General features: G+C 45.3%; 19 protein-coding genes. All 19 read right to left on the bottom strand.

Annotation, left to right across the window (positions count from 1 at the left end):
* Window positions 1–87 precede the first annotated feature (87 nt).
* The 19 genes from ABHC48_RS03190 to ABHC48_RS03100 all read right to left on the bottom strand — a co-directional run bounded on the left by ABHC48_RS03190 (window position 88) and on the right by ABHC48_RS03100 (window position 18,691).
* Window positions 88–1,710 (bottom strand): hypothetical protein, encoded by a 1,623-nt coding sequence (locus ABHC48_RS03190; RefSeq protein WP_195699862.1) that lies wholly within the window; start codon window positions 1,708–1,710, stop codon window positions 88–90.
* Window positions 1,711–1,768: 58 nt separating this feature from the next.
* On the bottom strand, window positions 1,769–2,083 hold the full coding sequence (locus tag ABHC48_RS03185) for a phage holin (RefSeq protein WP_173769009.1): 315 nt from the start codon (window positions 2,081–2,083) through the stop codon (window positions 1,769–1,771).
* Window positions 2,073–2,438, bottom strand: a complete 366-nt coding sequence (locus tag ABHC48_RS03180; RefSeq protein WP_118173830.1) for a hypothetical protein — start codon at window positions 2,436–2,438, stop codon at window positions 2,073–2,075. The genes ABHC48_RS03185 and ABHC48_RS03180 overlap by 11 nt, the downstream gene beginning before the upstream one ends.
* A gap of 14 nt (window positions 2,439–2,452) precedes the next feature.
* Window positions 2,453–3,547: a reverse transcriptase/maturase family protein gene (locus ABHC48_RS03175; RefSeq protein WP_195274098.1), complete on the bottom strand. Its 1,095-nt coding sequence runs from the start codon at window positions 3,545–3,547 to the stop codon at window positions 2,453–2,455.
* 306 nt (window positions 3,548–3,853) lie between these two features.
* Window positions 3,854–4,204 (bottom strand): diversity-generating retroelement protein Avd, encoded by a 351-nt coding sequence (gene avd, locus ABHC48_RS03170; RefSeq protein ID WP_118173832.1) that lies wholly within the window; start codon window positions 4,202–4,204, stop codon window positions 3,854–3,856.
* Between the two features lie 51 nt (window positions 4,205–4,255).
* Window positions 4,256–5,320 carry a hypothetical protein gene (locus tag ABHC48_RS03165; protein WP_195699861.1) on the bottom strand — a complete coding sequence of 355 codons (1,065 nt, stop codon included), beginning with the start codon at window positions 5,318–5,320 and terminating at the stop codon, window positions 4,256–4,258.
* Window positions 5,321–5,695: an AAA family ATPase gene (locus ABHC48_RS03160; protein ID WP_195274094.1), complete on the bottom strand. Its 375-nt coding sequence runs from the start codon at window positions 5,693–5,695 to the stop codon at window positions 5,321–5,323.
* 13 nt (window positions 5,696–5,708) lie between these two features.
* Complete coding sequence (locus ABHC48_RS03155; RefSeq protein WP_195699860.1) at window positions 5,709–6,284, bottom strand: hypothetical protein; 576 nt, start codon at window positions 6,282–6,284, stop codon at window positions 5,709–5,711.
* The gene (locus ABHC48_RS03150) at window positions 6,281–6,580 is read right to left on the bottom strand and encodes a hypothetical protein (RefSeq protein WP_195274090.1); all 300 of its coding nucleotides are present in this window, start codon (window positions 6,578–6,580) and stop codon (window positions 6,281–6,283) included. Before ABHC48_RS03150 ends, ABHC48_RS03155 begins: the two co-directional genes overlap by 4 nt.
* Complete coding sequence (locus ABHC48_RS03145; protein WP_195274088.1) at window positions 6,577–7,506, bottom strand: putative phage tail protein; 930 nt, start codon at window positions 7,504–7,506, stop codon at window positions 6,577–6,579. Before ABHC48_RS03145 ends, ABHC48_RS03150 begins: the two co-directional genes overlap by 4 nt.
* Window positions 7,503–8,678 carry a baseplate J/gp47 family protein gene (locus tag ABHC48_RS03140; protein ID WP_195274086.1) on the bottom strand — a complete coding sequence of 392 codons (1,176 nt, stop codon included), beginning with the start codon at window positions 8,676–8,678 and terminating at the stop codon, window positions 7,503–7,505. The genes ABHC48_RS03145 and ABHC48_RS03140 overlap by 4 nt, the downstream gene beginning before the upstream one ends.
* A complete protein-coding gene (locus ABHC48_RS03135) occupies window positions 8,675–9,103 on the bottom strand; it encodes a DUF2634 domain-containing protein (protein WP_195274084.1) in 429 nt (142 codons plus the stop codon). The genes ABHC48_RS03140 and ABHC48_RS03135 overlap by 4 nt, the downstream gene beginning before the upstream one ends.
* On the bottom strand, window positions 9,090–9,572 hold the full coding sequence (locus tag ABHC48_RS03130) for a hypothetical protein (RefSeq protein WP_195274082.1): 483 nt from the start codon (window positions 9,570–9,572) through the stop codon (window positions 9,090–9,092). Before ABHC48_RS03130 ends, ABHC48_RS03135 begins: the two co-directional genes overlap by 14 nt.
* A 93-nt stretch (window positions 9,573–9,665) precedes the next feature.
* Window positions 9,666–10,655 carry a glycoside hydrolase gene (locus ABHC48_RS03125; protein WP_195699859.1) on the bottom strand — a complete coding sequence of 330 codons (990 nt, stop codon included), beginning with the start codon at window positions 10,653–10,655 and terminating at the stop codon, window positions 9,666–9,668.
* A gap of 15 nt (window positions 10,656–10,670) precedes the next feature.
* Entirely contained in the window at window positions 10,671–11,390 is a 720-nt protein-coding gene (locus tag ABHC48_RS03120) for a hypothetical protein (RefSeq protein WP_195699858.1), read from the bottom strand.
* On the bottom strand, window positions 11,391–16,037 hold the full coding sequence (locus tag ABHC48_RS03115) for a phage tail tape measure protein (RefSeq protein WP_195699857.1): 4,647 nt from the start codon (window positions 16,035–16,037) through the stop codon (window positions 11,391–11,393). It lies immediately after the preceding gene.
* A 175-nt stretch (window positions 16,038–16,212) separates the two neighbouring features.
* Window positions 16,213–16,818 carry a hypothetical protein gene (locus ABHC48_RS03110; protein WP_207661918.1) on the bottom strand — a complete coding sequence of 202 codons (606 nt, stop codon included), beginning with the start codon at window positions 16,816–16,818 and terminating at the stop codon, window positions 16,213–16,215.
* A 57-nt stretch (window positions 16,819–16,875) separates the two neighbouring features.
* Window positions 16,876–17,292 (bottom strand): phage tail tube protein, encoded by a 417-nt coding sequence (locus tag ABHC48_RS03105; protein WP_195699856.1) that lies wholly within the window; start codon window positions 17,290–17,292, stop codon window positions 16,876–16,878.
* A 16-nt stretch (window positions 17,293–17,308) separates the two neighbouring features.
* A complete protein-coding gene (locus ABHC48_RS03100; protein WP_195274072.1) occupies window positions 17,309–18,691 on the bottom strand; it encodes a phage tail protein in 1,383 nt (460 codons plus the stop codon).

Genomic DNA, 18,691 nt, shown 5'->3' with positions numbered 1-18,691 from the left:
ATATGTTTTATAATTTGTCAATAAGACAACTTTATACTTTCGGACAACAAAAAAGAAGGCGGTTACCGAAGTAACCGCCCACCTATCTTACTGTTTCTTTAAATATGTCTTACTGCTAAAGCCTGTGTACTGCACACCGTTAAGTGTAACCTGGATATACAGCCATTTTGTACCGTTATAGCTTGTGTAGTATCCGTAGTTCTGTACTTTTGTACCCTCTGGAATAAGAACCATAGCGCGTTTATTCTTACCGGCACCGTGACGCATATATAAACCGGTCGTCGTAACGTAGGAACCAGCAAGGGACTTGTCGAAGCTTGCAGCCCCAGAACCCGCTACTACTTTTGTTACACCCGTATTCTGTGGTTTAGAAGGTGTAGGAACATTCTTGTTAAGAAGTTCGTTTACCTTGTTCTGTACGTCAGTGAAATTATAACCGCTGGCTTCCAGTTTCGTCTTACGTTCCGGCATATTTCCCCATACGCCTAAGATCACTTCACGGGCTACCGTAGTAAGGTCTTTTCCAGCTGCCGGGGTAACCGGTGTAACTGTATCGTCGGTATACTTCGGACTGATAAAGCCACGGATATAGCGACCGTTAATTAACAAGGTACGCTTTTTAACAGCGTTGCTGTAGTTACCTTCTGTCACGACGAAGTAACCAGCTTTTTCGTAAACCTCTGTTACAGTACCTACATGATCTGGAACACCTGTACAGTCAGTGGTAGCGAAGTTCATACCATCTTTCCAGTAGTAAAGAACCCCTTCACCTACTTTCGGTACGTGTGCGTCGTTTTCAATCCAGATACCTTTTTTCTTAGCTGCTTCGATCAGATAGTAGCAAGAAATTTCGATAGGCATAATCGGGGTATAACCCAGCTTAATAGCCGCTGCGGACCAGGTACAAGCGCACCACGGCCAGCTATAGTCCATTTTGGTACCGCGCGGGAAAGTCCCCTTATAACTGTTGTAAATCTCAATGATTGTTTTATAACTGCCGTCTGCTTCGTTCTTTCCTACCCAGGAATTAACAAGATCAGCTACAGCCTGTCTGGAATATCCCATAGTATTAACCCCTTCCTTGTTACAGTATTTCGTGATAAAGCCGTACACGACTTTCTGACGTGTTACGTAGTCGCCGACCTGGTTATTATTGGACTTGTCCGCCGGGTCGGTGCAAAGTGCCGCGTAGATTGTCTTCGCGGTATACGGCTTCTGTGTCTTTGCCAGGATACGGGTAAGCGCTCCACTTCCGCCCTGGTGGATAATGTTAATACATTCCATCATAGCGTCGTCGCTTAAGCTTCCATACTTCTTTTCGATCGAAGCGGCATACGTTTTAATCTGTGTTTCCATTAAAGCGTCCTGGCACTTGATACCGCCAGCGGAAGTAATGATAGTGATAATACATTTACCTTTCGCGGAAGTCTTCGTTACCCCGTAGGTTCCCCAGCTTTTATTTAAGTCAGCTGCGATACCGGCCGTATCCAGCTTCTTAAACTCTTTTGGGTACTTCTTCTGAATATTAAGCAGAAGTGTACGGGCTTCTTCGGCGTACCACTGGCCCGCGCCGATCGTAATAGCCTTTTCGTTTTCTGTATTCGCGCCGACACCGGCAAAAGCGCCGTAGTTCTGTTTTCCATAGACCTGGCCGCCGGATTCTACAGCGTAAAGAATTTTTCGTAATACTGTAATGTTTTCTTTTTTCATGTTAAAAGTTCCTTTCTTCCAAAAGAAAAAGACGCCCCGCGCGGCGTCAGATCAGTAATTATTTTTTCGGTTCTGTGTAAGTAAGTGCCTGTTTGCTATCCCCTACACCGTCGGTAGTTGGGTCTACCACGATACCAAGAATAGAAAGAACCATAAACAGGGCTTCCACGACGGAAAGCAATTTATTACCCAGGTCGCCCAGGTCAAGGGTGTAACCGAAGACCGAAGCGATAACCTGGATAAGAAGAAGTACCGCCGGGATAAGTGCCAGCCAGAAAGCCTTATTTTTAATTCTGACTTTCCAGTTAATTTTACTCTTGTCGTTCTGCTCATTCTCCACAGCTGTAAGCTGCTGTACTTTTTTATTCGCCATGATGTTCATTCCTTTCTATTTTCTCATGTTCAATATGTTCTATAAGGTCCGCCCTACCGATACCGGCGCTATCCATACGTTTATGCGCGGAACGTATCGAAGCGTCCAAAAGGGCTACTTTTTTGTCAAGTTCCCGGACCTCTTTTTTGGTCGTGTTAATGTCTTCTTTAATTGATTTTACGTCGTACCCTATCTGGTCCAGCTTAAGACTGATCTTCGTATCGGCTGCCACCTTCTGGGTGGCTTCCTTAATCTGCTGATCTACGTCTTTCTGGCTCTGCGATTTTTTACCCGTAAGTGTGTTATATACAGTACAGGCGATCGTAACAAGGGCGATAAGTAAAGCGAAAGACATTGTTGTATCTCCGGTCATGCTGCTACCCCACTTTCATTTATTATCGTTTCTACGTCTTCTAACAGCTGCATTTTAAAGCGGTAACAGTCGTTATGTTTCATCATACCCATATAAGACTGTAACGTGCTGTTATATCTTTCGTAAGTAAGATTCCCTGCTACGTACTGTTTTGCAGCTGCCTTAAGTCGGCGTTTAATACGTAAAGAAGTAGACTTTCTTACAGTTCTGTGTGTAGACCAGATATGTAAGCCTACGAACTGGATACCCATAGATACCGGACGTATACAAGTCTTTTTGTTTAAAGCAAGCTGTAGTTCTTCGTCCAGGAACTTACTTATACGTTCTTTGATTTCGTGTAATTCTTCCTTACTCTGTGAAAGTATTATTACGTCGTCCATGTAACGTATATAGAATTTTGTTCCCAGTACCTTTTTACAGAACTGGTCTAACTCATTCAAATAGACATTTGCTAAAAGCTGGCTTGTCAGATTACCGATAGGCATACCGCGGTCAGTAAGGCGTTCGGCGTCTTCTACATTGTCACATATAGACAAACCGAAAGCGTTTGTACCGTCACCTTTTACGATAACGTTTAACAGTTCCAACATATCCGGGTCTTTAATTTTTCTTTCCAGAATTTCCATAAGCTTATCATGGTAAATTCTGTAGAAGTATTTCGCTATGTCCAGCTTAAGGTAATACCACTTACCGCCTAAAACTTCCGTCTGCTTTATCATATCTTGCAGACGATCAGCAGCGGCCTTTTGGCCTTTACCGCGCCGACAAGCGTAACTGTCTTCTATGAAAGTTTTATCAAAGATAGGGTAAAGCAAAGAATACACCCACCACTGGGCGACGCGATCACGAAAGGGAAGCGCCATAATAAGCCTTTTCTTTGGCTCATAAACGTAAAATTCCCGGTACGCGCCTACAGTATAGGTGTGGTTCTTTAAGTCGTCTAACAGGGCTAACAGATTTCCTTCAAGGTTATCAGTAAATTGTAAAACGTCACCACGGTACCGCTTACCCTTTGCGGCTTTCCGATAGGCGTTATACAGACAGGTATAGTTACAGTTCGGAAGATATATGTTGCCTACGCGTTTTGCCATTGTAACTACCTTCCGTTTTTCTTTTTCAGCGTGTCGCACCGTTCGCCGAAGCTACTAAAGTACGTCCGTTCCTAACCTTTATTTTCTGCTTTACAGCAAGGATACATAACCCTTTACCTGGTCGCGTGTTACAGCCCTTAAGCTGTAGACTAGAGGATTTCCAGGTTAAGCGGGGCGGAAGCCAATGTTGTCATTGGAATTAGAACGCGGGTTGTTGTCATTCAGATAGAAAACGCCAGCGTTAGACGTGTTGTTCCAATTCCCACCGCGGAAGAAGCCACATTTAATGTCATGTACCCTAAGTATTTATTTGCTTACCGACTGTATCCAACCACCGACCATACGGCCGATTTCGTCTACCATGGCCGCCCAGTTTCCATACTTATCTACAGATAAATACTTAAGTTCTGGGTTCACTGATAGACGAAGATAAGACCGTAGTTTGTCTACTTCTATGTCCAGTTCGGTAAGCGTAGTTTTCTTGTAGTGCTTATGATTAGTTTCTATGACGATTCCCAGAATACGGTACATACAAAGCCTTATTTCCGAAGCAAGGGCGTATCGTTCATGTTTCGGAAACTGTTTTAAGCAAATATTCCCGTAAACTATCATATCTTCTACTTTCGTTTTAATATAAAGTTCTCTGGTATCCGCCATAGTTTTTCACTCCTTTAGTTGGCGGTGTCCGCTGTCGCGGCCACTACAGATTTACAAAAGAATGTAAGCGGGGCGGAAGCCAATGTAGTCATAGGAAACAGAACGCGGGTTGTGGCCATACAGACAGAAAACGCCAGCGTTAGACGCGTAGCTCCAAGACCCACCGCGGAAGAAGCATTTTTCCCCGTCATTCCTTGCGTAAAATCTATCCCCGCCATGATCGCTGTTATCCGAAGGGAAGACGGCTAACGCCTTCAAAATATCCGGTATTGTGATACCGGATTCTACAGCTAAATCTTTAAACGGTGTAGACGGCCACTGGTCGCCGCTTGTCGTCGTTTTTACTGTAGTGCTGATCTTCGGAACACCGCTTACAATGTCGATCTTAAGCGTACCAGCTGTACCAGGTGCCACCAGGGTACCGTCTGGTAAAATAGCTTTCCACTCCGCGCTTCCAGCTGTAAGGTCTGCTGTGTTCTTTGCTGCATTGTTTCCGGTCAAAATCTGGATTTCTCCATTATTTGTACGAAGTCCGATAGCCCATTCCCAGCCGTCGCCGTTCAAACCGTAGATACCGTTCGGGGTTCCGTCGTGTGTCCAGCTGTTCGGACCACTACCAGTAAGCCCCAGGTTAATACGTCCGTCGCTTCCTACAGTTCCAGGTCTGCACTTTTCATGCGGATAACCGTGATCGCTGCCGTAGTTGTTATTTCCGCGTGGGTAGTAACCATTTGCCTTACACCAAAGGGCAATAGCGGCATATTCCGCGTTTGTCATACAATGCCAGCCCGGACCTTTTGCACGACAATAAGTGATAGCCTGGTCCATGTTGGTATAAACTTTCGGCACCTGTCCAGGAAGGCTACACGCCCTTCCGTCATGTACCATAGCCATAAAGGTACCTACAAAGATTTCCGGCTTTTCCGCGTCGTCAACCATGAACGCCGGAAGTGCTTTTGTGCTGTCAGATAAACCGACGTCCTTATAAGACAGCTTCGGGATAATGTTCATAATAGACGGATACCCTTTGTCGTCGTATAATACTGTCTGCTTTCCACCGCTGGCAGCTTCTACAGCCTGTCTGTATGTGTCCTTAATTGAAAATGTAAAAGCCATTTATTTTACCTCGCTTTCTTTCTGTGCCTGGGTCATATCTGGGATACCCCACAGGCATAAAGTAACGTCCCTCATGTTTACGTCTAAAGCTACTTCTTCCAGAATGTCGTAGCCTTCGTCGTCTGTTTCGCCTGTCGGCTGATAATCGTATTCCCTTGCCGGGATTTTTACGGACGCTACATACCAGTTACCTACACCTTTTTCCAGCGCTGTAAAGCCGGAATTAAGGCTTACGTCTACGGTTACAGCTATGTCCTGTAATTCTTCGTTAAGGTCGATTTCGATAGGCTCTACGCCTGGTACGGTAAGCTGTAAAATGGTTCCTTTTGTTTTCCACTTCGCCTTAGTACCACTGTTTACGTGCTGTATTCTCATTGTTATTACCCCCTTACTGAATATTTGTGTTAATGATCGTCCAGGTAAAGCTTACAGACTTCGCGCTACCTAAATTTCTTACTTTAAAGCCGTTACTTGCTTTATCGTAAACTTCAAGGTTTACCTTTCCAATGTCGTCGGCAGCTGTCACACACAAAGTAACGTCATAGTGTGGCGTATTGGTTTGTGTATGTTCTGTACCGGCCGGAATAGGTACCAGGACGAACGGATAAGTAGTAGAAAAATATCCCCCAGGCGTTCCGGTAATAGTGGCTTCGCCCTGTAAGAAACGTTTTTCAAAGTCTACCTGTCTGTTTTTGTGTGCAAGTCCAGCCTGTCTAAGCGCTTCGGTAGCAATAGCACCGATAACGTTATGTGAAAAGCTGATACCGTCAGTCATACGGTTAAGCCTGGACTGTGAAAGTGGTGTACCCTTCTGGATAACTTCTACGTTGTCTGGAACCAGCTTATAATGTCCGCTGTTTTCCGGTACTTCTTGTAACGTATAAGTCTGTTCACCGTTAATAATACGGTCTAACCACTCTACCGGGTCCCAGGTCTGTACCTCTCTTTTTACTTCTTCACTCATAAGGCCACCTCTCTTAATTCAAGTTGGAATACTACCAGAAGATTTTTTTCTTCTGGTTTTGGTACGACGTCCTGGCGCTGGATAAGTAAGTTTCCGTCTTTGTCGTACAGCTTCGTGTTTGTTACGGTACCAGATAAAGTATCATCTAAATAAATGTTTACTTTAAACTTAGCGCCTTCCACTGTTACGCTTTTGATCGGAAGTGTATAATCCTTGCCACTAATCGTACATACTGCCCTTGTAATCGTTTCTGCGACTGCTTTATTAAATACAGCAAGTCCTTTCTGTTCAATCATAGGCGTTTATCCCCCGTTTCCATTTCCCCAGCTTGTACATATCTGGTACTTGTTACGGCGTCGCTTTCTTCCACGGACATTACAGCGCTGTAAATACGCCCTTCCGTAGTTACCGACGGTATGGTACCGGTTTCTGTAACTTCGCTGGATTGTTTATAAGTTTCTATGGTATAAGTGCCGTCTACTGCTTCCGCTATCACGGTACGATATACGCGCCCTTCCGTAGACACGAAAGGTAGCGGGCCGCTGGCAATCGTCCCGGTTTGGTCATAGTCACGAAGAACGGTATCTACCTTTCCAGACACACCAAGACTGGCACTATATAAGCGCCCTTCTGTGGCAGTAAAAGGAAGGGTACCGCATATAGCAGACGCGCCAGCTTCCGGCACGTTGTACCCGTAAACATGGTACTGTGTAAGCATTTCCAGGCCGCCTGTTATGATATACTCAAATTTGTACTCTGTTCCCAGGTGGGCGTGTATAATGTTATCTACAGCTTTTTTAAATTCTTCCAAGAATGTAGGTACGCCGCGCTGGAACACGATAGTAACCAGACATTCCGCCGGGTCTATGTAGACCCTTATCTTTTCGCCGTATGCTTCCGCGATTCTGTGTATCATAGGGGCGCCAAAGTTTTCGTAATTCTGCAAACGTGCTAATACTTTAGGTCGGCGCGTAGCGTAGTCACCGTTTGGAAGCATAGGCAAGCCTACGGACTGTTCCCAAAAAACAAGCCCCCAGGTCGCCGTAAGTGGCGATAGCTGTAGGGCTAAGTCGTCTTGTTTTTCATTTACCAGGTCGTACCCCCTGGCTTTTGCATTTATGATATAAAAAAATAGCTGGCTTTCCTGGTAGTAACTGGCGGAAGATTCTACCATACCTTCGGTACGATCACTTATTACAATGTCTTGTTTTTTAGGTATCACGTAAGACTTACCTTCTTTACGGTAGGTATTTCGTATGGCTCTATCGTTATATCCGCGGTTCCGCCATTTACTGTAAGGTCGTCGTAGTTTGCGACGCCAGACAGCGTACCTAAGATAGCAGCTATCTTTTTATAAACGATAGGGCTTAACTCTTTCGTGTCGTCGTTTCGGTTAAATACCCGCGACTTCACGTATTCCGTGACAAGTTCCGTAAACTGCTGTAGAACTTCCGCCCGGTCTACGTTCTTTTCATATTCCACATGGGCGGAAATGTTAATGTCGTAAGGCGTTCCCGTTATCACAGTTACTACAGCACCACCAGGCGCCTTACCGTATCCGTACCCCTCATATGCTTTAGGGTCCAGGTATTCCTTAATGTCATTTACTATAGACGTATCTAGCGGTCCGTAAGTATCGTCTACGACGACTACGCGAACCGTACCGCGTCCGTCGTGTCCATTATCTTTGTTCCAGCACATATCTACAAGGACTTTTCCGACCTTAACGCCGTAGTCTTTATAGAACCCGTCCACTACCCAGCGTTCGTAGTCGTGAACGTTTCCGCCTGTATCTGGGTTTTCTGCCTTATCTAATATTCTTGTCCAGGCAGCGTCTAGGCTTTCCCGTTCGGCAGCCATAACCACGGTACCTGTATCAGTGATCGAAGTTACCCCAGCTATAGGCGGTTGTAAGATAAATTCACTTCCAGTAGCTAGGTTTCCTTCGTTTCCAGTCAGTGTACAGGTAATGCGAACGTCTACAGCTTTATCACTTAGGAAAATCGTTTCACGATCTGCGGTAAACTCTATCGGGTTCCCTTCTTCGTCTGTAACGACAGAAGTAAAGGTGTAACCCTGTGGGATTCTTACGCCGGGGTCTGCTACAATAGACAGCACCCTTTTATTTGCTGTGGCTTCAATTCTGGTAAGTCCCCTTATTTCCATGTGTTCGTCCATGCGTTCGTCTTCGCAAAACTGCGGGAAAGCGTTCTGTAAAGTTCTGTCCTGTGCTATTTCCAGCTGCATTACCTGGGCGACGTCCGGCATAATCATATCATAGGGAAAGTCACCGACTTCCTTACGCCAGGTATCCGGTATCTGGGATAAAAGAAACTCTTTAATATCTGTCGCGGACTGTAAGAACACTGGTACAAATTCTGGTCTTTCTGTCATACTTCCACCCCCTCTACTAAAATTGAATTTCTGAAAATGTCCGTAAATTCAATGTCTACAATAAAACAAGGGGTTCCGTTTTCGTCTTCCCCTTCTTCTACAGATACACTATCTACGCTTGTTATCCACGGATCATAAGCTATTGCTTCTTCCGCAGCTCGTTTTACTTCCGAAAGTCTTACGTCTTTCGGATAATCACCGCAAATACCATAAGCTTTTACGTCGCTTCCGTATACGTGATTTTCTTCTTCGTTTTCAAAGTCGCCATATACAGGAAATACACCGCGTTCGGTTTCTTCTGCTTTTACGGCGATCATACCTACGGCTTCTGACCCGGTTACGGTTTTTACGGTACCGTCAAGACCTATCACAAATTCCCCAGTATCAAAGTCAAATACCGGTACCCTTAAGTCAATGTCCGCCATAATAACCACACTCCGTATATACTCTGTAATCAATAGGTACCAGGGCGTATTTTACATTGTTCGGCGTACCGTAAGGAATGACCGCTACGCGATCGCCACTTTTGGCACTCTTAGGCGCCATAACCTTACCACTTCCATAGGTCACGGCTACACCGTCCACTTTACAGCTGTTAGAACCCGTCATAGTTCCGGTTCGTCCGCTGCCCGTGATCTTCACTACGATTCCCCAGCGCTGGTGTTCTGACCCTACCAATGGGTACGCTAAAAACTGATCGCCCTTACAGATCGGATAGACAGAAACCGGTATGTCAAACATATCGGCGTCTATGTTAAGTTCTGTTCCTACCAGTTTAAATTTTACTGGATTCGGCTCTGCGGAAGTCGCTTGTAAAAGGTGTAGTCCTTCCAGTACGCTATCCTTCTGACCGTTACCCCTTAATGTACTTAATGCGTCTACAGACCCTAACATACTACCCCTTCTTTCTACTTAGGTACCTTACCAGATGTTATTTTTATAAAATCTTTATGTGAATAACTGCTTACTTCTTATACAGCTGGAAGACTATTTTTTACTGTTGTCGTATTGGATTTCCGGTATATCTTCCGTAGCTGTAAGGTCAAAGTCCAGCTGTATAGCGTCGTCGGCTAAAAATGTATGTGATACGTTTCTTACCCAGTAGCCACCGACCATACCGGTATTTTTTTCTTCTACGTAAATCGGGTCGCCTACGAAGAACTGACCCATAGCGCCATCCGAATTTAAGCCGGACATATTCATGGTAGAAGTAATCTTAGATAAAGACTTAAGCTTTTGTTTTGCCATCTTAGATAAGTTTTTATCCTTGTCGCTGATTTCTTCGTAATACTGGGTATTACCGTATAAGGCTTTATTTTTTGCATTAACCTTTGTGGCCGTTTTTCCAGTTTCCCGGTTAATCAGCTTTACCGTGTTATACATTTCTTCTATGCTACGTTCTCTACTGGCAGATATAAGGTTACCACCTGTTTTAAACGCCCATATCATTTCTGGTACAGTACGTCGCTTTAACAGTATCCCGTTATTTACGGGGTCGTATCTAAACCAAAATTTATCTCCGCCGCTATTCCACGTCCTAGCTAAGACGTCTACCGTAATTTTATCTGGGGCGCCTTTCTTATACAGGACGTGGGAAATAACAACGTTCGTGTTTTCCAGCTTATATACCTTTAATCCTATCTTTTTCGCCATGCTCTTTATGATCTGAGTAGCTGTCTGATTCTTAAAGTAATAATCATCTTCGTGTTTCCCAAACAAAAAAAGCGGGTCATATGCGGTTATACTGTTTGTTCCGTCGTGTTCCTCTTTCTGCTTTTTTATCTCACCGATAAACCAGCGTTTCCCTTTATAGAAAAGTTCTACTTTGAGGGCTAAAAGGTCCAGGCGGTTCCCGTATAAAGACAGCTTAAAAGTCAAGGTACGGCAGCAAGCGTTAAGCTGATCTTTAATAACTGGGTTATCAGCAAGGACACCCGTAAAGTCGTTTCCATCTATTTTAAGCTGTAGTTTTCCCATTGATATAGCCTACCTTTATATTTTCTCGCAATCAGAAGCATTAACCCAACCGTACACCATAGCCCCGCTATAATGTATAAGGTGGTATGGGTGCTTATTGCTGTTTACAATCGTACAATTACATTTTGCCTTTCCGCGTGTTACAGTTGGTCTGGAAGCGTCCGAAGAAATATAAACCGGTCCGCCCTTAAACTGTACCTTGTCGCCTTTCTTGATCGCGGTCTTTTTCTTGTTTTTGGAAGTCGAAGGCTTAGATACTGGTTTCGGGTCCCTTTTCTTTACAGTGATATACTTTTTCGCCTTTACTTTCACTTGTGGAAGTTTTACGTATTCTTTAAATTCCAGATCGTAGTAGTAATCTAACTCTTGTCCTTCATAGTCCCCCTGGAAGGTTTTAATCTTCATGGACCTATTGATATTCATAGCCGGTATGATAACCTGTACCACAGTTCCAGCGTTCTTCCATTTGTTTATAGTATTGATATACCATTGTACTGTTTTTAAATTCTTGTTATTGCAGTACGAAGCGTCATATCGGGAAGGAAAGAAGGACGACCAGCTAAGGCCGTCCAAGCTTTTACCGTCGTTAAAATCGACTTCTCCCTTTCTCCATATGGTTACTGTTTTCGGCGTACTGCTACCATCTGATACGTTGACTTTTGGCGGTATAACTGGAATGTTCAGTATTACGCCGCCACCTTTGATAGTTATATTAACTGTCTTATCACCTTTCATTTATAACAATACCCCCAGGTCTGCGCTACTTATTACTTCGTCAGCGCCTTTCAGTTCCTCTATAAGTTCTTCCAGCAACTCTTTTACAAGCTGCTTTTTGTCCTTGTCGCCGGTATCGTTAAGAATGATCTTTTCAATTACCAGCTTAATTTCTTTTTTCAACGTTTCCGCTTTACTGCTTCCTGTCGGGCTTACCGGGATATTTCCAGCTAAAGCCGGAACATCTGATAACGTACTCTGTACTTCCTGTACCGGGCTGTTTCCCGAATTGTACGTTACTGGTGCGGTTATACCGTTAGCCAGCTGTTCGGAAGCACTTTGTACCTGTCCTACCATCTTTTCAATACCGATAGCCATACCTTCGCCGGTATACTGTCCTATTTTCATCATTACCCTTGACGGTGAATGAATTTGTAACGCCGACTGTATAGTAGAACGTACAGTAGACGCGATCGCCTGGGCCTGTGCGTAGATCGCACCAGCACCAGAAGCAAGGCCAGAAGCAAAACCAGCGGCGGCGTTATAACCAGCACTGTAAAGGTTAATACTGTTAAAGGTTGCAGTTACAGCATTTACTACAGTCTGTGCGGCGGATACCGCTGTACTGGTTCCTGCAAGAATACCAAGGGCTAACCCCTGTACTGTCTGAAGACCTGTACTGTTTGCTGTAGATACGGCGGTAGGTGTCATACCAGTAATACCAGATACTAAAGACTGTATCATAGTCGTACCGGCCGTAAGCGCTGTCGCGGAAGCTGCTGTACCGGCCGCTGCTATACTTGTAGTAAGTGCTGTCTGTACAGAAGTACCGACAGTCGTAGCCGCCATGGAAGCGCTCGCGCTGATCGAAGATAAACCTTGTGTAAGGCTTGTTCCTACCTGGGTACCGATATTGTTAGCAGCTTCACCGGCTCCCGTCGCTGCTGTCGTAAGACTTTCAGTTAAGGCAGTTCCCAGATTAGTACCCAGGGTAGATACTGCTGTGGTCGCTTGTGTTGAAGCCTGGTCTACAGCACTTGTAAGCGCTGTTCCGATATTTGTACCCATTTCGTTAATAGCGGTCGTCGCCTGTGTGGAAGCGTCCGTTATTGACGTCGTAAGACCTGTCGAAAGTGTTTGTGATAGTTGCTGTGTAGAAGCTGCTACCTGGGCGTTTGCCGTATCCAGTCCGGTAGTAAGACTGGTTCCTACCTGGGTACCCACATTCGTAGCCGCCGACGTTGCCGTAGCGGTTCCGTTTGTAAGACCTGTGGTAAGGTTGCTGGTAGTGTTGGTACCAAGCTGTAACGCCGACAGATCAAGTGTAGAAGCACCGTTGTTAAAACTTGTGCTTAAGCTGTTAATAGTGTCTGTGCCTAACTGCGAAGCCGTAGCTTGCAGACCAGCACCGCCTGTAAGAAGGCTGTTGTTTAAGTTTGTCGCCGTTTCTGTTCCCAGGGTCGTAGCTGTTGTAGTAAGCTGGACGCCACCAGTATTAAGACCGGCTAAAATACTGTTCGTAGCCTGTGTTCCACCAGAAGCAAGGTCTACAGTCTGCATACCGGAAAGAATACTATTACTTGTGTTCGTTCCGACTGCTGTAGCACTATAATTAAGTGTTCCAGAACCCGTGTTAAGCCCGTTGGCTACGCTGTTCGTCGCTTGCTGGCCGTAACCTTCCAGTACGCCATAGTCAAACTGGAAATTCTGGGTAGCTGTCTGTGTGGTTTGAGAAGCGGCAGACGCCACATTACCACTGGACGAAGTTACACCAGACGCCACACCGTCACCGGCCGCGCTTCCGGCTTCTTCGCCGTCACCAAACAGCCAGCCTGTAAAGTCACTCCACAAGCCCTTTACGCTGTCTACCAAACTGGTAAAACCAGACATAAAACCATCTTTAATTCCGTCTATAATTTCGCCACCTACAGCTATCCAGTCTGTATTAAAGATCGTGTCTATGATAGCAGAAATTAACTGCGGAATTGCCGCGATAATCATAGGGATAGCCTGTATCAAACCGGTAACCAGTGAAACGATAATTTGAACACCCGCTTGTGCGATAGTGCCAAGGTTTGAAATAATTCCCTGTATCAGAGAAATAACAAGCTGTATACCGCCCTGTATGATAGTTGGCAGCATTTGAGTTAAGCCCGTAACAAACTGCTGGATTAAAAGAACCGCCGACTGTAGGATAAGTGGGATATTAGAAATAATACCCTGTGCTAGTCCTAAGATCAGCTGTACACCAGCCTGTAAAATTACAGGTAACATTTGTAAAATTCCAGATAAAAACGTCGTAATAGCCTGTACCGCAGAAGCGATCAGCATAGGGGCATTTTGTACGATACCTTGAACCAGTGACATTATAAGCTGGGTCGCTGTCTGTAAGATCATAGGCAGACCACTTATAAATCCCTGTACCAGCGTATTTATAGCCTGTGTAGCAGCCGTTAAAAGTTGCGGTATCTGCGGTATCATACCCTGGACAAATTGTAAGATCAGCTGTCCGCCGATCATAATTACCTGTGGTATTAACACAAGTAACCCGTTAATAAACGCGGCGATCGTGGAAGCCGCACCGGAAGCAATCGCTCCAGAATTTGCCTGTATTCCAGATAAGAAGCCCTGTATAAGCTGTACGCCCATACTTACCACTTGTGGCGCGTAGCTTGCTACCATGGTTACAGCTTGTCCTAAAACGTTACTCAGCTGGGCTACGAAAGCAGAAAAGCCGCCGTTCGTGAGTGCGTCGGAAAGACTACCCACCATTTTGGTAGCTGTTTGTGTAACGCTTCGTAATGGACCTTTAATATTATCGTAAATCGCAATACCTAAACCTTCCAGACCAGACTTAAGTATGGTTACATCACCCTGTAAGTTATCCAGTTTAACTGCCGCCATTTGTGCGGCTGCACCTAAACCGTTATAACAAGTAGATGATTCTGCTATAGCTGTCGTTAAATCTTGAAAGTCTTTATCGGAAGCGTTCGCGATAGCCAAAAGACCCGACATAGCTTCCTGTCCACCAAGCATGGCGGCATAACTGGCCTTCTGGTCTTCTGTCATGCCTTGCATACCTGTACGCATATCTGTCATTACTTCCGCGAAAGATTTCATGGAACCGTCGCTTCGTGTAACAGACATTCCTAAAGCGTCCATAGCTGTCTGGGACTCTTTAGTAGGTTTTGCCATACGGGTAATGGTACTTCTTAAGGCGGTACCAGCCTGGGAACCTTTAATACCAGCGTTCGCCATAAGTCCAGTGGCTACAGCCATATCCTCAATGGAATAGCCCATAGCACCAGCGGCAGCACCTACATACTTGAAGGTTTCGCCCATCATTTCTACGTTGGTATTTGCATTACTGGAAGCCGCTGCCATTACGTTAGCAAACCGGCTACTTTCCCCGGCAGACATACCAAACGCGGTAAGTCCATCAGTAACAATATCGGACGTCTGGGCCAGATCAGCACCGGACGCGGCGGCAAGGTTCATAATACCGTCGATACCGGATACCATATCCGTAGTTTTCCAACCGGCCATAGCCATGTATTCCATAGCGTTCGCGGCTTCGGTGGCAGAAAAGGCAGTAGTCGCGCCCATCTGTTTAGCCTTTGTTTCCAAGTCCGTAAAATCTTGTCCCGTAGCACCAGAAATAGACGCTACCGACGACATAGCGGCTTCAAAACTAGACCCCACTTTTACGGCGGCCGCCGTAGCCCCAGCTACAGCAGTTCCGGCAGCTGTAACACCAGCCGCCACGCCTTTCGTGATCGCGGTTATACCTTTACCCAGTCCACTAAGTACAGCGGAACCGGCGGACTTTGCTAAACTTCCGACTTTTGATAAGCCGGAATGTAAAGCAGAAAGCGACGTACTGGCTACCTTTTGTAAAGCGGTCTTTAACCCCTCTACGCCAGATTTACCGTCCGTCGCCTTATTCTTTATATTACTTAAACTGTTTACGATACCAGATACTTTAGTAGCCGCAAACGTCTTCATGTTGGAAGCTAAACTTTTCACGCCATTAACGGCGCCTGTAACGCTTATCTTCCCGATATTTTTAAGCGCGTTTACGAAGCCAACGACACCGGTACGCCCTTCCTGTATGGTAGACTTGAACTCTCTAAAACTGGCTACCAGACTGGTAACCTTCTGTTGTGCCATTGTCTTAAGGTTCGTCGCCAAGTCTTTCGCCGACGTAACCCCGTTCTTCATGGATTCCACAAGCCCGGTTAATTTCTGGGAAGCGATCTGTTTTAAAGTTCCAGGTAATTGTTTAAGGTGTTGGGTTCCAGCGTCGAACTGGTCCATAGCAGCTTTCCAGCGGTTTGTACTTTCTGTAGACTGCTGGATAGGCGCTTGACTTTCCTGTGCGGCGCTCCCTATCTCCTGTATGGTATCGGCCATACTTTCGGCACCACTTACGGCGTCGGTCATACTGTTACCCATACTGTCGGCGATAGAACCGACATTCTGTAGCCCAGAACCTAACCCGTTCGCGGCGCTTGCTGTTTCTGCCATAGAAGCTGTGGAAGAAGACATAGCGGAAGAAATACCCGTAATCTGGCTTTTGAAAGCTTCCGCATTATGTCCGGCGGCGGTCAAGGTACTACTAAAATTATCCGTTAATGTAAGGGTTGCCCCCATTGTAAAATCGGACATTTATATTACCTCTTTTTCTGTCTTGCTTTTGCTGCGCGCTGTTCTTCTTTTATCTTAAGCAAAGTGGCTTGATAAACAAATTCTTTTTCGGAATAGGGAAGGTTATATATCTGACCTGGCGTTATGCCCTGGGTGTTCCAGATATAGGCCAGAAGCTTCGCTTCCCTGTCCGACTTTAAGAGTTTTTTACAGAGTCTTTAACCTTTTTCTTTGCCTTATTTCCAAAGCCAGAAGCATTCTGTACAGCTACGGCGAAGTTTACGATTTCGCCAGGTGGAAGAAGTGTAGATAAAGCGCCTTCCGCTGTATGAACACCTAATTTTTTAAGCAACGCACCGTTTGCAAAAGTAAAGTTGCTACGCTGGTCTTTGTCTACAGCTAAAATAACGATCTTCGTCATAAGCTTGTCGTCGTCTACCTTTGTCTGGATAACGCCGTTTTCGTCCTGGTCGTATGTTACACAGTCTTTCTTAGCCTGTTTATAGTCGTCGTAAGAAATAGCTGTGTAAGGAATATCCCCTAACTTTTCAGAATGGAAGAAGCCCTGTTTTTCAGCTGTAAGGTCTGCTGTATCCATGCCTAAGATTTCTTCCAGGCTTAAGAACTTCGGTTCTTCTGTAGTTACTGCTTCCTGGTCTGCTTCGTCTTCTGTCAGACCTTCCACATAGGACGGTACCGGTGTTACCGGCTCTACTGGTAACGGCTGTGTAGCTGTATTTTCCTGTGTAGCACCTGTGTTAATTTCCTGTTCCTGTTTGTTCATTACTGTAATATCTGCCATTTTTATTTTCCTACCTTTCTTGTTTAAAAAAGGGGCGCTTTTCACGCCCCCGGATAATTAGTTAATAGATTTCAGATACTTGTAGTCGTCAAAAGTAAAGTCCATTTCGATCTCTCCAAGTTCCCCAAGTTCAAAGCTCATAAGCTGGGCGCTGTCGAAGGATACACCGATAAACATAATATATTCTTCGCCCTTAGACGTTGGGTCTTTCAGCTTCGCGGAAAAGTTGTATTTCGCGTGTGGGTTATCCGCCGCTTTACGTTGAAGTCTACTGTCGATTTTGTGCGCTGTAATGGTTCCAGCACCAGAAGCAGCAATTACCTTATGACCTTTCATAAGTTTACCAGCCTGTAAAACTTCTTCTTTGTCATAATCTACGTTCGCTTCAAAGGCTTTTGTTTCCTGCATCTGCTTACCGTTTTCGTCATAAACAAAGCCATACAAACCGTTAATTACTTCGTTAGCATCAAACATTCTTTACACCCCCTTATTAAAATACCGTACTAAGCTTCTGATAAATTTTTTCTGGGCTTTCGTTCGGTGTGATGTCACCTACAAAAAAGGCTTCATTTGCCTTAGCCTTCTTTGTGGCGTTCTCCCCGTAGTAGTCCGGGTCTGGCTCATAGGAAGCGCCTTCTTTAAGAATTTCCTGTGCTACCAGCGGGTCAAGGTACTGCTGCTGTACAGTAGTCGCATAGGTCGCGCGGAAAGAATCTGTATTAGACTTCGCTTTCTTGTATTCCTCGCCAAAAAGTTCCAGATCATGTACCACGTAGTCGATCGTGGAAGAAACGCGGACAGACCCCATTTCTTTAACCTCTCCCGATTTCGGGGAAGTAAGGGTATTTACCCCTTCGTCGATCTCTACAGTGTCGCCCTTCGCTACAAAGATAAGGGTACCGGCTTTCTTTGCGCGTTCTCTGATACTCTTTTTCAGACGTACATTAACCGCCTGGTATGGTACGGTTTCGTCTGTAAGGGAACTGTTAAGGGCTACCGCTGCCACTCTTGCAGCTACAAAAATCGCCATTTCTGCCGCTGTATACCCGTCACAACCATTACCCACGTTAATTACAGGTCTGTAATTGATTTCCCTTGACTTCGCGTTAGCAGTATCCGTAGCAGAATCCCAGGCTTTCGGACCACCTGTTACGAAGGACACGTAGAAACCTTCCTGTCGTACATCTTTTACCCAGGCGATCACTGTAGAAATAATACTTTCGTCAGATACACCGTCTAAGGAAAAAGCGTTAGCGGTTCCGTCTGCTTCGATCTCGTCCAGGAACGCTGTGTAGTTTGTCACAGTAACGACGTCGCCGTTATTTCCGCCCTTAAACTCTACGCCCGCGTTTGCTTTCGGAAGCGCGGTACCCTTAGTCTTTACACGGATATAGTCAGAAGCATTTACCATAGTTACCAGACTATCTACATCAGATACCAGGAACGAAGTAAGCTCTACAGCATTTTCTACCAGACTGATCTTAATAGAACCGTCCTCTACACCGTCTTTTACCACAAGTACAAAAGGTCTTGTAGTTGGGTAGACAGTTTCAAATACCCAGGTATCAACGGTAGCAGCTGCTACTTTAGCTTCTGCTGTAGCCATACGGTAACCAAGTACCTTTTTAGGCTCCCCGTTTGACGCGTGGGTATAAATCTTTCCTACGGAAAGGGAAGAACCCACCGCGTTGTAGTTGTCCCTTAATTCTCTAAGGTTTCCGGTCGTAAGTTCGTTTACCGGTCCCCAGTCAGCGGTAAACGGGTATGCTACGATACCACGACCGCCACTTGTTATAGAAGTTGAAATAGCAAGGATAAGGGAATATACACCACTTAAAATCTTGCTTTCGCCTTCTGTGTACAATCCAGCCAT

Origin of the sequence: Ruminococcus sp. 1001136sp1 (assembly GCF_039841815.1) — a bacterium.
Classification (GTDB): domain Bacteria; phylum Bacillota; class Clostridia; order Lachnospirales; family Lachnospiraceae; genus Blautia_A; species Blautia_A faecis.
This window is presented reverse-complemented; position numbering and strand designations above follow the sequence as displayed.

Bases quoted from the DNA above. Each gene is read 5' to 3' on its own strand.
- ABHC48_RS03185 (WP_173769009.1), bottom strand. From the start codon at position 2,083: ATGGCGAATAAAAAAGTACAGCAGCTTACAGCTGTGGAGAATGAGCAG.
- ABHC48_RS03105 (WP_195699856.1), bottom strand. From the start codon at position 17,292: ATGTTTGATGCTAACGAAGTAATTAACGGTTTGTATGGCTTTGTTTAT.
- ABHC48_RS03140 (WP_195274086.1), bottom strand. From the start codon at position 8,678: ATGACAGAAAGACCAGAATTTGTACCAGTGTTCTTACAGTCCGCGACA.
- avd (WP_118173832.1), bottom strand. From the start codon at position 4,204: ATGGCGGATACCAGAGAACTTTATATTAAAACGAAAGTAGAAGATATG.
- ABHC48_RS03160 (WP_195274094.1), bottom strand. From the start codon at position 5,695: ATGAGAATACAGCACGTAAACAGTGGTACTAAGGCGAAGTGGAAAACA.
- ABHC48_RS03125 (WP_195699859.1), bottom strand. From the start codon at position 10,655: ATGGGAAAACTACAGCTTAAAATAGATGGAAACGACTTTACGGGTGTC.
- ABHC48_RS03115 (WP_195699857.1), bottom strand. From the start codon at position 16,037: ATGTCCGATTTTACAATGGGGGCAACCCTTACATTAACGGATAATTTT.
- ABHC48_RS03180 (WP_118173830.1), bottom strand. From the start codon at position 2,438: ATGTCTTTCGCTTTACTTATCGCCCTTGTTACGATCGCCTGTACTGTA.
- ABHC48_RS03135 (WP_195274084.1), bottom strand. From the start codon at position 9,103: ATGGCGGACATTGACTTAAGGGTACCGGTATTTGACTTTGATACTGGG.
- ABHC48_RS03190 (WP_195699862.1), bottom strand. From the start codon at position 1,710: ATGAAAAAAGAAAACATTACAGTATTACGAAAAATTCTTTACGCTGTA.
- ABHC48_RS03120 (WP_195699858.1), bottom strand. From the start codon at position 11,390: ATGAAAGGTGATAAGACAGTTAATATAACTATCAAAGGTGGCGGCGTA.
- ABHC48_RS03155 (WP_195699860.1), bottom strand. From the start codon at position 6,284: ATGAGTGAAGAAGTAAAAAGAGAGGTACAGACCTGGGACCCGGTAGAG.
- ABHC48_RS03165 (WP_195699861.1), bottom strand. From the start codon at position 5,320: ATGGCTTTTACATTTTCAATTAAGGACACATACAGACAGGCTGTAGAA.
- ABHC48_RS03110 (WP_207661918.1), bottom strand. From the start codon at position 16,818: ATGGCAGATATTACAGTAATGAACAAACAGGAACAGGAAATTAACACA.
- ABHC48_RS03150 (WP_195274090.1), bottom strand. From the start codon at position 6,580: ATGATTGAACAGAAAGGACTTGCTGTATTTAATAAAGCAGTCGCAGAA.
- ABHC48_RS03100 (WP_195274072.1), bottom strand. From the start codon at position 18,691: ATGGCTGGATTGTACACAGAAGGCGAAAGCAAGATTTTAAGTGGTGTA.
- ABHC48_RS03175 (WP_195274098.1), bottom strand. From the start codon at position 3,547: ATGGCAAAACGCGTAGGCAACATATATCTTCCGAACTGTAACTATACC.
- ABHC48_RS03130 (WP_195274082.1), bottom strand. From the start codon at position 9,572: ATGTTAGGGTCTGTAGACGCATTAAGTACATTAAGGGGTAACGGTCAG.